This window comes from Anaerofustis stercorihominis, from assembly GCF_024623185.1.
In the GTDB taxonomy this organism is placed as follows: domain Bacteria; phylum Bacillota; class Clostridia; order Eubacteriales; family Anaerofustaceae; genus Anaerofustis.
The window spans coordinates 69,853-82,637 of sequence record NZ_JANJZK010000008.1; the positions used below are offsets into that span (position 1 = coordinate 69,853).

14 protein-coding genes are annotated in these 12,785 nt (G+C 33.7%); 13 read left to right on the plus strand and 1 reads right to left on the minus strand.

Going from position 1 to position 12,785, the window contains the following annotated elements; genetic code table 11:
* Positions 1-33: 33 nt before the first annotated feature.
* The 3 genes from NSA01_RS06225 to NSA01_RS06235 are packed head-to-tail and all read left to right on the plus strand — an operon-like array spanning position 34 to position 2,569.
* The gene (locus NSA01_RS06225; protein WP_257480634.1) at positions 34-1,251 is read left to right on the plus strand and encodes a S41 family peptidase; all 1,218 of its coding nucleotides are present in this window, start codon (positions 34-36) and stop codon (positions 1,249-1,251) included.
* Positions 1,252-1,267: 16 nt separating this feature from the next.
* Positions 1,268-1,915: an HAD-IA family hydrolase gene (locus NSA01_RS06230; protein WP_257480635.1), complete on the plus strand. Its 648-nt coding sequence runs from the start codon at positions 1,268-1,270 to the stop codon at positions 1,913-1,915.
* Positions 1,916-1,924: 9 nt separating this feature from the next.
* Positions 1,925-2,569, plus strand: a complete 645-nt coding sequence (locus tag NSA01_RS06235) for an HAD hydrolase-like protein (protein WP_257480636.1) — start codon at positions 1,925-1,927, stop codon at positions 2,567-2,569.
* Between the two features lie 40 nt (positions 2,570-2,609).
* On the opposite strand, the gene NSA01_RS06240 is transcribed toward NSA01_RS06235, so the two are convergent.
* A complete protein-coding gene (locus tag NSA01_RS06240) occupies positions 2,610-2,969 on the minus strand; it encodes a Fur family transcriptional regulator (protein WP_257480637.1) in 360 nt (119 codons plus the stop codon).
* 217 nt (positions 2,970-3,186) lie between these two features.
* On the opposite strand from NSA01_RS06240, the gene spoIIP reads away from it, so the two are divergent.
* From spoIIP to rpoN, 10 genes are all read left to right on the plus strand, one after another.
* A complete protein-coding gene (gene spoIIP, locus NSA01_RS06245; protein WP_257480638.1) occupies positions 3,187-4,185 on the plus strand; it encodes a stage II sporulation protein P in 999 nt (332 codons plus the stop codon).
* On the plus strand, positions 4,185-4,409 hold the full coding sequence (locus NSA01_RS06250; RefSeq protein ID WP_007049994.1) for a hypothetical protein: 225 nt from the start codon (positions 4,185-4,187) through the stop codon (positions 4,407-4,409). The genes spoIIP and NSA01_RS06250 overlap by 1 nt, the downstream gene beginning before the upstream one ends.
* 148 nt (positions 4,410-4,557) lie before the next feature.
* Positions 4,558-5,205 (plus strand): redox-sensing transcriptional repressor Rex, encoded by a 648-nt coding sequence (locus tag NSA01_RS06255; RefSeq protein WP_257480639.1) that lies wholly within the window; start codon positions 4,558-4,560, stop codon positions 5,203-5,205.
* Between the two features lie 224 nt (positions 5,206-5,429).
* Positions 5,430-6,614, plus strand: coding sequence for an acetyl-CoA C-acetyltransferase (locus tag NSA01_RS06260; RefSeq protein ID WP_257480640.1), 1,185 nt, complete (start codon positions 5,430-5,432; stop codon positions 6,612-6,614).
* 37 nt (positions 6,615-6,651) lie between these two features.
* On the plus strand, positions 6,652-7,422 hold the full coding sequence (locus tag NSA01_RS06265) for an enoyl-CoA hydratase-related protein (protein ID WP_007049991.1): 771 nt from the start codon (positions 6,652-6,654) through the stop codon (positions 7,420-7,422).
* Positions 7,423-7,492: 70 nt separating this feature from the next.
* Positions 7,493-8,329, plus strand: a complete 837-nt coding sequence (locus NSA01_RS06270; protein ID WP_257480641.1) for a 3-hydroxyacyl-CoA dehydrogenase NAD-binding domain-containing protein — start codon at positions 7,493-7,495, stop codon at positions 8,327-8,329.
* Between the two features lie 15 nt (positions 8,330-8,344).
* Positions 8,345-9,481: an acyl-CoA dehydrogenase gene (locus tag NSA01_RS06275; RefSeq protein ID WP_257480642.1), complete on the plus strand. Its 1,137-nt coding sequence runs from the start codon at positions 8,345-8,347 to the stop codon at positions 9,479-9,481.
* 24 nt (positions 9,482-9,505) lie between these two features.
* A complete protein-coding gene (locus NSA01_RS06280) occupies positions 9,506-10,288 on the plus strand; it encodes an electron transfer flavoprotein subunit beta/FixA family protein (protein ID WP_007049988.1) in 783 nt (260 codons plus the stop codon).
* A gap of 25 nt (positions 10,289-10,313) precedes the next feature.
* Positions 10,314-11,348, plus strand: a complete 1,035-nt coding sequence (locus tag NSA01_RS06285; RefSeq protein ID WP_257480643.1) for an electron transfer flavoprotein subunit alpha/FixB family protein — start codon at positions 10,314-10,316, stop codon at positions 11,346-11,348.
* A gap of 91 nt (positions 11,349-11,439) precedes the next feature.
* Positions 11,440-12,756 (plus strand): RNA polymerase factor sigma-54, encoded by a 1,317-nt coding sequence (gene rpoN, locus NSA01_RS06290; protein ID WP_257480644.1) that lies wholly within the window; start codon positions 11,440-11,442, stop codon positions 12,754-12,756.
* Positions 12,757-12,785 lie beyond the last annotated feature (29 nt).

Consider the following 12,785-nt stretch of genomic DNA (forward strand, 5'->3'; position numbering starts at 1 on the left):
AGTTAAAAAATAGCATTTAAAGGAAACTTATTTATGGAAAATAATAAAAAGAATAAAAGTAAGATTATCGTCATTTCGATTGTAGCTGCTATCGTGATTGTAACAAATCTGCTTACTTTTTTAATAACATCTTCATGTAATCTTGCAATAGGGAATAAAGTTTTAATAAATACGCCTAGCATTACTAGTGCTAAGAATATCACAAAGTTGGTTTCTCTTGAAAAATTACTAAAGGAAGATTACTATACAAATTTAGACGAACAAAAATTATGGGATTATGCGTTTAAGGGGTTATATGCAGGGACGGGAGATCCGTACTCCACTTATTATACCGAAGAAGAATTTACTTCTTATACCGAAGGATTTGACAGTGATTATTCCGGTGTCGGTATACAAATAATGAATAATGAAAACAGTCAAGTAGTAGTCGATTCTGTATTTCAAGGCTCCCCCGCGGAAAAATCGGGTATGAAAGCAGGGGATATAATAATAAAAGTGGATGATATGGATACCACAAAAGCTTCAACTTCGGATGTTTCTAAAAAATTAAGAGGTAAAACACATACAAAGGTAACGGTTACCGTTCTTAGAGATAAAAAAGAAATAACTATGGAAATCACCAGAGACAATATTGATATGAAGAGGGTCTCAGGTAAAATGATAGGTGATTTGGGTTATATAAAAATAACTGAATTTACCGATAAAGTCGGAAAACAATTTACCAATTATTATAATGATTATACCAATAAGAATATGAAAGGTCTTATTATCGACTTGAGAGATAATCCCGGCGGACTTGTAAACGAAGCTACCGAAATAGCTAATTTATTATTAAAAGAAAACAGTACTATTATTTCTACGACGAACAAATCCGGAAAGACTCAGACTGTAAAAGATACGACGAGTGAATATGCTGAAGTTCCAATTGTTGTATTAATAAATGAAAATTCTGCCTCATCTTCGGAAATTTTATCTTGTGCATTACAGGATAATAAAATGGCTACGATAATGGGCGTTAAATCATACGGAAAAGGAATAATCCAAGAAGTGAAATCTCTTCTTGACGGTTCGGGCGTTACCATAACTTCCGATGAGTACGTTAGTCCTTCCGGACATAAAATTCATAAAAAAGGTATTACGCCTGATGAAACAGTAAAACTTGATAGTAAGAAATCATTAAATCAATTATCTGAAAAAGAAGATAATCAACTACAAAGCGCTATTAAATATTTAAAACAAAATATAAAATAATAAAAGGAGAAAGAATATGGGATACAAATATGTAATATTCGATCTGGACGGAACAATCGTTGATTCACAGCTTGGAAGCTGCAAGGGATTTCAAGGGGCACTTAAAGCGTACGGCGTGGAAGAAAGCTTGGAAAACATTAAAAAGTTGCTGGGACCTCCTCTTTCAAAGACTATCATCACAAAATACGGTTTTAGTGAAGAAGACGGAAAGGCAGCTATGAAACTTCATTTTGATTATTTGAAAACCAAAGGTATATTCGACGCTGAGTATTACGACGGAATGTTTGAAATGCTGGATAAGTTAAAGGAAAATGGTATAAAGATTGCGATAGCAACCAATAAACCCGAAGAAATATCCATCAAGCAATTAGAACATTTAAAACTAAAAGACTATTTTGATTTTATTGTCGGAAATAATGAAGCACAAAATAGAGGAACAAAAGCAGAATTTATTAAAATGGCAATGGACGCTATAGGTGTAGAGGATAAAAAAGAAGCAGTAATGGTAGGGGACAGATATAATGACCTTGAAGGCGGAGTTGAAAATGGGCTTGATACCATAGGTGTTACTTACGGATATGGATCAGTAGAGGAAATCGAAGGATGTAACCCTACTCATATCGCTAAAACTCCTTTGGATATTGCCGATATTGTATTAGGATAGGTAGATATTATGGGATATAAATATATAGTATTTGATTTAGACGGAACAATATTAGACTCACATGAAGGAATATGTATATGCTTTCAGCAAGCACTTAAATCAGCCGGTATTGATGAAAGTATTGATAATATAAGAAAACTTTTAGGACCTCCCCTTTCAAGAACCATTATTACAAAATATGGTTTAAGTGAAGAAGAAGGGGCTGCTGCAATGAAAATACATATGAAGAGACTCAAAGAAAAGGGAATATATGAATGTAAGATTTACGAAGGTATTCCAAAGCTTTTAAAGACTCTTAAAGAGAATGGTATCAAAATGGCGATAGCTACTAATAAGCCCGAAGAACCTTCTATTTTACAGCTTGAACATTTTGATTTAGCTCAGTATTTTGAAATCATTATCGGTAATGATTATACTCAAACGAGAGGTACAAAAGGCGACTTTATAAGAATGACACTTGAACATATGGGTGTAGAAGATAAAAAAGAAGCAGTAATGGTAGGGGACAGATATAATGACCTTGAAGGCGGAGTAGAAAACGGACTCGATACTATAGGTGTTACTTACGGATACGGCTCCAAAGATGAAATTGATAAGTGTAACCCTACTCATATTACGGATACGCCGCTTGGTATACTCGATATAGTTTTGTAAAAAAATAAAAAGACCGATTATCGGTCTTTTTTTATGCTTGTTATTTGCTGCATTGAGGGCAGACATAATGAATGTTTAAGTCATATGATGTTATGTTATCTACCGAGTGCTCTTCTATTATTTTATCAAAATCTTTTATAACGATATCTTTTAATTTACCGCATTCATCACAAATAAGATGGTCGTGATTATTTATATTTTTATCAAATCTGTCCGGAGCGTTATGTATTTCAACTTTTCTTATTTCGCCGTCTCTGACCATTAAATTTAAATTTCTATATATCGTTCCAATAGCGATATTGGGCATTTCTCTTTTTGCCGATTCATATATTTCTTCTGCTGATAAATGTTCTTTGGAATTTGTAATGATACTATAAATAAGCCTTCTTTGTTTAGTCATATTTATATACCTCACTATTTTTGTTTATATTATTATAACATATACAAACCTCTTCATACAATATATTTCTTAGCATTATTATAGGGAATAGATATAAAAATTATTTTTTATGTATTAATTATATTAAAATTTTATTAAAAAAAATAACATGACACAGATAAACAAAGTTTTTTATGGAAAAGCTTTATTATTCTATAAAAGGAAATAAGGTGACGAAGTGTTAAGTGGAATTTTTAAAAATAAAGCGTTTATTTTAGCGTGTTTACTTATATTTAATTTTTCTATTCCAATAAGTATAAAAAACCATATAGATGAAAAAACTAAAAATGCAGCTATATATAAAGATATTTTAAAACAAAGTGTTGCGGTGATGAATGATAATGCGGCAAAAAAAGAAAAAAAAGGAAGTTCTTATGGCTTTACAAAAAACATACTTGTATCTGCACTCCCTTTTTTACATTTAAATGAGACAGGCTATGAAGAAGTTAAAATAAAAAAGGATACGACAAACGATACAAAGGATGATACATCTAAATTGGTAGCAGCCAAGAAGAAGATGAATGACAGCACAGCTACCGACAATAAAGCGACAAATAAGCCGCTTGTTTTGATATATCACACCCATGCCACTGAATCTTTTAAAGATAAAACGAATAAAGGGACGTATCGTTCAAGGAATAATAATGAAAATATGGTTGCGGTCGGTAAGGAAATGGTTGACGTACTTAAAAATGAATATGGTATAGAAAGTATTCACGATACATCTCAGCATGATTACCCGAGTTATAACGCAGCTTATGATAATTCTTTGAAGAGTGCGGAGAAAATATTAAAAGATAATCCGAGTATAAAATACGTCTTTGATATACATAGAGATGGTCTTCCATCTTCAAATAATAATATGAAATATAAAGCAAAAGTAGGAAGCACAAATGTTGCTAAGGTGATGATAGTGTTAGGTATGGATCATAAAAATTCCGGCAAGAATTTAAAATTTGCCGATAAAGTAAATAATCAGTTTGACAAAATGTACCCTTCGATTTGTCTTGGGGTTACCAAAAGAGAACCTTATAGGTACAACCAGTGGTTAAGCAGCAATAGTATACTTTTTGAAGTAGGCAGTAATCTTAATAATCTGCAGGATTCGAAAAATACTGCTAAACTTATGGGACGAGTTATCGGTGAAGTAATAAAAAAAGATATGAAAGGTAAATAATGCATAGAAGAAGAAATATATCTTTACCTATTATGATTTGTTTACTGATTATGATAATCACTTTTGCCGGATATTTGGTGTATGATTTAACCGATATGTACTATGATACTTATGAAAATACAAATTCCAATTTGCTTGTAGAAAATAATAATGAAACGGATAAAGTTTTAAATGTTTTCGGATATGAATTTAAAGTTCCCGATTTAGAGGTTTTCACTAAATAATAACCTGTGAAAGCCTCTATTTTATTTCATTTTTTTACCATTTTTATTTTTAAAATAAAGTTTATTTTTGTTGACATAGTTTGAATAAATCAGTATAATTATACTGATAAAAAAATACTGATATATAAGAAGGGAGCCTATACATAAAATGAAAAAATACTCTATATCAAAACAGGCATTACAGAGATTACCTTCTTATTTAAACTATCTGAACTGGGCAAAAAGAGAAAATGTTAAAAATATATCTTCTCCGACTATTGCAAGCGATTTAAAGCTCAATGAAGTTCAGGTAAGAAAAGATTTGGCTGCAATAAGTTCGACCGGCGGTAAACCAAGACTTGGATATAATGTCGATACGCTTATTTCAGATATCAAAGTATTTCTCGGTTATGATGAAACCGATAAGGCAGTGTTGATCGGTGCGGGACAGCTGGGAAGAGCGCTTCTATCTTATAACGGTTATGAAGATTATGGGCTTGAAATCGTCGCGGCATTCGATGTTGATGATGCAGTGGTCGGTAAAAAATTTAAAGGGAAGCCTATATATCATATCGATATGCTTGATAGAGTATGTAAGAAAAATAATATACATATAGGGATTATAACCGTTTCGGCAGAAAACGCACAGGAGGCTTGTGATAAGCTCGTAGAATGCGGGATACTGGCTATTTGGAATTTTGCACCTTGTCATTTGGTGGCTCCTGATAATATCCTCGTCCAGCATGAGAATACTGCGGCTTCACTTGCATTTTTATCGATGCATCTTAGAGAAAAGATGAAAAATGAAAAAGAATAATAATCAATATTATTTTTAAATTGATTAATTATTAAATATTCATTGTAATGTTTTAGGTATTATTATATAATTATTATATATAATACCAAATAAAATCCTTTATTTATAAAGGGTTTGGTAATTTATTGTTTATAAAAGTTTGGTAATACACCGGCTTATATATATAAGTTCATAGCCTTGCCTTTGCTATGATAAAAAAAGGTTTTATTTTAGGAGGAAAAAATATGGCAAAAAAAGTAGTTTTAGCAGGCGCTTGCCGTACTGCAATTGGTACAATGGGTGGGACTTTAAGTACGACTCCTGCCAGAAAATTAGGTTCAATCGTAATCAAAGAAGCTCTAAAAAGAGCGAATGTACCGGCTGACCAAGTTGATCAAGTATATATGGGTTGCGTAATCCAAGCTGGTTTAGGTCAAAACGTAGCAAGACAAGCGTCTATTGATGCAGGTTTACCTATCGAAGTACCTGCTGTTACAATCAATGTAGTTTGCGGTTCAGGTCTTAACTGTGTAAACATGGCTGCTCAAATGATTAATGCAGGTGATGCTGATATCGTAGTAGCAGGTGGTATGGAAAACATGTCAATGGCTCCATATGCTGATATGAACGGTCGTTACGGACATAGAATGAATAATGCAACATTAGTTGATACAATGGTTAATGATGCGTTATGGGATGCATTCAACGGATATCACATGATTCAAACAGCAGATAATATTTGTGTTGATGAAAGATGGAATCTTTCAAGAGAAGAATTAGATGAATTTGCAGCAGCTAGTCAACAAAAAGCCGTTGCAGCACAAGAAGCGGGAAAATTCGATGATGAAATCGTTCCTGTAGAAGTTAAAAAGAGAAAAGAAACAATCATATTTAATAAAGATGAAGGACCTCGTCCTGGAACAACTCCTGAAACATTAGCTAAACTTAGACCAATCAATAAAGACGGAAAAGTTACAGCAGGTAACGCTTCAGGTATCAATGACGGAGCAGCTGCAATAGTTGTTATGAGCGAAGAAAAAGCTAAAGAATTAGGTGTAAAACCTATGGCTACATGGACTGCAGGTGCACTTGCAGGTGTTGACCCAACAATCATGGGTATCGGACCTGTTGCTGCAACAAAGAAAGTTTTAGCTAAAACCGGCATGAAAGTTGAAGACTTCGATTTAATCGAAGCTAACGAAGCTTTTGCTGCTCAATCAGTTGCTGTTGGTAAAGATTTAGGATTTGATTTATCTAAATTAAATGTTAACGGCGGAGCTATAGCTCTCGGTCATCCTGTTGGTGCTTCAGGTTGTCGTATCCTTGTAACATTATTACATGAAATGCAAAAACAAGATGCTAAAAAAGGTTTAGCTACACTTTGTATCGGTGGTGGTATGGGTTGTGCTACTATCGTTGAAAGAGACTAATTTAAATTAGTAATTAATTTTAAGGAGATATTAAATAATGGGTTTTGTTAAGTATGAACAAGAAGGTTTTGTAGGTATCGTTACTATTGATCGTCCAAAAGCTTTAAATGCTTTAAATGAAGAAGTATTAAAAGATTTGGAAGCTGCATTTGACGCTATTGATTTAGATACTACAAGAGCAGTAGTTGTAACAGGTGCAGGTAAATCATTTGTTGCAGGCGCTGATATTGGAGCTATGAGCACAATGACAGCGGAAGAAGGCGAAGCTTTCGGTAAATTCGGTAATGATATTTTTAGAAAGATTGAAACATTCCCACTTCCGGTTATTGCAGCAATCAACGGTTTTGCACTTGGCGGCGGAAATGAATTGGCAATGAGCTGCGATATAAGAATTTGCTCTGATAAAGCTGTATTCGGTCAGCCTGAAGTAGGTCTTGGTATCACACCGGGATTTGGCGGAACACAAAGACTCGGCAGAATAATCGGTATCGGTATGGCTAAAGAATTAGTATATGCGGGATATAACATCAAAGCTGATAAAGCTTTAGAAGTAGGTTTAGTAAACGCTGTTTACTCACCTGAAGAATTGATGCCTGCAGCTATGAAATTAGCAGGAAAGATCGCAAAACAAGCTCCTATTGCAGTAAGAAACTGTAAAAAGGCTATGAACGACGGTCTGCAAGTAGATATGGATCAAGCTATAGTAGTTGAAGAAAAATTATTCGGCGATTGCTTCAACAGTGAAGATCAAAAAGCCGGTATGAAAGCATTCCTTGAAAAAGGTAAAGCAGAATTCCAAAACAAATAGTTTATAAATAAGTAAAAATAGTCTAGGATCATTCCTAGACTATAAATAATAATTAATACGGAGGATAAGAATGAAAGTAGGTATTATTGGTGCTGGCGCAATGGGTTCAGGTATTGCTCAAGCATTCGCACAAACAGAAGGTTATGAAGTTTGCTTATGTGATATTAACGAAGAATTTGCAGCAAACGGTAAAAAAAGAATCGAAACAGGTTTAAACAAAAGAGTAGCAAGAGGCAAGATGGAACAAGCCAAAGCTGACGAAATCTTAGGAAAAATCACAACAGGTGTTAAAGATATTTGCGGTGACTGCGATTTGATCGTAGAAGCTGTACTTGAAGTTATGTCTATCAAACAAGACACATTCAAAGAATTAGATAAAATTTGTAAAGAAGATTGTATCTTCGCTACAAACACTTCATCACTTTCTGTTACAGAAATTGGAGCAGGTGTAAACAGACCAATCATCGGTATGCACTTCTTCAATCCAGCTCCTGTAATGAAATTGGTAGAAGTTATCGCAGGTTTAAATACTCCGGCTGAAACAGTGGATAAAATTAAGAAAATTTCTGAAGAAATCGGTAAAACTCCGGTAGAAGTTGCTGAAGCTCCTGGCTTTGTAGTAAACAGAATCTTAATTCCTATGATTAATGAAGCTATCGGTATTTACGCTGAAGGCGTTGCCAGTGTAGAAGGTATTGACGCGGCTATGAAACTTGGTGCTAACCATCCAATGGGACCTTTAGCATTAGGTGATATGATTGGTCTTGATATTTGCTTAGCAATTATGAATGTACTTTTCACTGAAACTGGTGACCCTAAATATCGTCCACACACATTACTTAAGAAAATGGTACGTGGCGGTCAATTAGGTCAAAAATCTGGCAAAGGATTTTATGATTATAAATAGGAGGATTCAAAACAAATGGATTTTACATTAAGTAAAGAGCATGAAATGGCGAGAACTCTTTTCAGAGAATTCGCTGAAACAGAAGTAAAACCTCTAGCTCAAGAGGTAGATGAAACAGAAGTTTTCCCTAGTGAAACTGTTGCAAAAATGCAAAAATTAGGATTCCTTGGAATTCCTATGCCTAAAGAATACGGCGGACAAGGCTGTGACTCTCTAACATATGCTATATGTGTTGAAGAATTATCAAGAGTATGCGGTACTACAGGTGTTATCGTTTCAGCACATACATCATTAGGTGCTGGTCCGATTGAAAAATTTGGTACACCGGAACAAAAAGAAAAATATTTAAGACCACTTATCAGTGGCGAAAAACTTGGTGCATTCGGTTTAACTGAACCAAACGCAGGTACAGACGCATCAGGGCAACAAACAAAAGCCGTTTTAGACGGAGATGAATATGTACTTAACGGATCAAAAATCTTTATCACAAACGGTAAAGAAGCTGATACATATGTAATATTTGCAATGACTGATAAGTCTAAAGGTACAAAAGGTATCTCTGCATTTATCGTAGAAAAGGGAACACCTGGTTTCACTTTTGGTACAAAAGAAAAGAAAATGGGTATCAGAGGTTCTTCTACATATGAATTAATCTTTACAGATTGCAGAATTCCTAAAGAAAACCTTCTTGGTCAAGAAGGTAGAGGATTTGGTATTGCTATGCAAACTCTTGATGGCGGTAGAATCGGTATTGCATGTCAGGCTCTTGGTTTAGCTCAAGGTGCTTTAGATGCTACAATCGAATTCGTTAAAGAAAGAAAACAATTCGGAAGACCTATCGCTAAATTCCAAAATACACAATTCCAAATTGCTGATATGGCAACACAAGTAGAAGCTGCTAGAATGTTAGTATACAAAGCTGCTATTGCTAAGGATACTCAAAAGAGATTCTCTGTTGAAGCTGCTATGGCTAAATTATATGCTGCTGAAGTTGCTATGGATGTTACTACTAAAGCTGTTCAACTTCACGGTGGATATGGTTACACAAGAGAATATGACGTTGAACGTATGATGAGAGACGCTAAGATTACTGAAATCTATGAAGGTACTTCAGAAGTACAAAGAATGGTAATCTCAGGAAGCTTATTATAATAAGAGGAAAAGGAGAGAAGTATAGTGAAAATTGTAGTTTGCGCTAAGCAAGTTCCAGATACAAATGAAGTTAGAATTGATCAAAAAACAGGTACTCTAATCAGAGAAGGCGTTCCTGCTATCATGAACCCAGACGATAAAGCCGGTCTTGAAGCTGCACTTCAAATCAAAGATAAAACTGGCGCAGAAGTAACTGTTATTACAATGGGTCTTCCTGCTGCAGAAGAAATCTTAAGAGAAGCTTTTGCTATGGGAGCTGATAAAGGTGTATTAGTAACAGACAGACCATTCGGTGGCGCTGATACTCTTGCAACATCAAATACATTAGCTGCTGCTATCAAAACATTGGATTACGATTTAATCATTGCCGGTAGACAAGCTATCGACGGTGATACAGCTCAGGTTGGACCACAAATTGCAGAACATTTAGATATCCCTAATATTTCTTATGTTCAAAAAGTTGTTGAAGTAACAGATGACAGCATCACAGTCGAAAGACAATACGATGACGGTTATCATGTAGAAAAAGCTCAAATGCCTTGCCTAATCACAGCTCTTGGCGATTTAAACAAAGCAAGATATATGACACCGGGCGGAATTTTTGATGCATTCAAGAAAGACATCCAAATCATTACAAGAAAAGATGTTGATATTGAAGATGAAAAAATCGGTAAAGCCGGTTCTCCTACAAACGTTGCTAAATCATTCCCTAAAGCTGTTAAAGCTGCAGGTGAAAAGGTTGAATTAGATGCTGATGCAGCTTCTGAATACCTTGTAGGAAAATTAAAGGAAAAACATATTATCTAATTAATTAGGAAAGGAAATTGAAATAATGAGTTTTGAAGAATATAAAGGCGTATTTGTCTTCGCGCAACAAGTTGATGGTGTAATCAACAATGTTGCTTTAGAATTAACAAGTGAAGCTACAAAGCTTGCTGCTGCTTTAAAAACAGACGTTACAGCTGTTCTTTTAGGTAAAGACGTAAAAGGATTAGCTGACGAATTAGCTAAATATGGTGCAGATAAAGTATTAGTAGTAGATGATCCTGCTTTAGAAACATATACAACTGAACCATATGCACACGCTATGGATGAAATAATTAAAAATTACAAACCTGACATCGTACTTTACGGTGCTACAGCAATCGGTAGAGATTTAGCTCCTAGAGTATCTGCAAGAGTTGCTACAGGCTTAACAGCTGACTGTACAGTTCTTGAAATCGATGAATTTAAAAATGCACTAGGTAACGTAAACAAAGGTTACGAAGGTAAACTTTTCTTAAACGCTACAAGACCTGCATTCGGCGGTAACTTAATGGCAACAATCGTTTGTCCTGATAACAAACCACAAATGGCTACAGTAAGACCCGGCGTTATGCAAAAAATCGAACCAAAAGATGTAAAAGCTAACGTAGAAGAAGTAAAAGTTGACTTTGCTAAAAACAACAAATGCGTAGAAGTATTAGAAGTTGTTAAAGCTGTAAAAGATAAAGTTGATATTTCTGAAGCTAAGATCTTAGTATCAGGCGGACGTGGTGTTGGCAGTGCTGAAAACTTCAAGTTATTGGAAGATTTAGCTGAAGCTATCGGCGGTGAAGTTTCTGCTTCAAGAGCTTGTGTTGACGCCGGTTGGGTAGCTAAAGATATCCAAGTAGGTCAAACAGGTAAAACAGTTAGACCTAACGTTTACTTTGCTATCGGTATTTCAGGTGCTATTCAACATGCTGCAGGTATGGAAGAATCTGATCTTATCATTGCGATAAATAAAGATGAATCTGCTCCTATTTTTAGCTTTGCTGATTATGGTGTAGTTGGCGATTTAAATAAAATAGTTCCATTATTAACAGAAGCTATTAAAAACGCTTAATATAATCATAAAATCACATAATGAAAAGTAGAAATACTTTTCAGGAAAAGAGGAGTATCTTAGGATGCTCCTTTTTCATAATGGAGGATATATGGATATAAAACAAGAACATAATATATCTCAGGTACAGGTATTATCTCAGGCTCAGGTAATGTCACTAAGTCTTTTAAGTATGGATAATTTGGAGTTGAGTGAATTTTTATATAAGGAATATCTTGAAAATCCTCTTCTTGAGACTAAAAGTGAGAATAATGATGATATCACTTTTGATATAAAAAATATGGATATCCCCAGTACCAGGCAGCATTCCAAAGAAAATATAAATTATCTGGAAACTGAAAACACTGATGAAATTGATATTAAACATTTGATATTATATCAATTGAACTTTAATGATTATTCTAAAAGAGAATTAAAAATTATGGAATTTTTAATCGATTGTCTTGATGATAACGGATATTTTAATTACGATTTAAAAGAGATAGCTGTAATTTCCGGATATAAAGTTGATGAAATAAATAAATGTTTTAATATTTTAAAAGAATTAGAGCCTTATGGAATATTTTCCAGGGATTTAAAAGAATGTTTACTTGTTCAGGTAAAGAAAAATAATATATATGACAAAAATATAGAAACAATTATTAGTAATTATTTGAATGAAGTGTCTGTGGATAATGTAAGTAAAATTTCCAAAGAACTAAAACTTAGCAGATTGGAAGTCAGAAAATATATTTATGCGATAAAGTGTTTAAATCCAAAACCGCTTATGAATATAAAACTTTCAAAACCTATTTATATAAATCCTGATATTATAATAACTTATGAAAATAATAATTGGAATATAGAATTAAACGATAACTGGATAAATAATTATTATATCAGTGATTATTATTTAAAGCTTATTGATATCAGTGAAGATAAAGAATTAAAAGAGTATTTTAAAGAAAAATTATCTAAATGCAGATTTATTTTAAATTGTATAGAGCAGAGAAGGAATACGATTTTAAATATTACAAAAGTCGTAATAAGCAGACAAGAAAAATATTTCCGAGGAAATGGGAAAATCATGTCGATGACTTTAAGTGAAATTGCGGATGAAATTGATATGAATGTTTCAACTGTGAGCAGAGCTGTGAAAAATAAGTATATAAGTACTCCTATTGGGATTGTAAACATGAGAAATTTGTTTTCTTCTTATAATTCTTATGGTGGGAATATTGACCTAACTTCAGAGGATGTAAAACAGAAGATAAAAGAGATAATAGAAGAAGAAAATAAAAAGAAACCTTATAGTGATGATGAGATCGTTAATATATTAAATAACAAAAATATAACTATTTCCAGAAGGACTGTAAGCAAATATAGGAAAGAATTAAATATCCCAACTTCATATAATAGGAGAGAATAAAAGGAAGTAAATTAATAAAATATTACTTC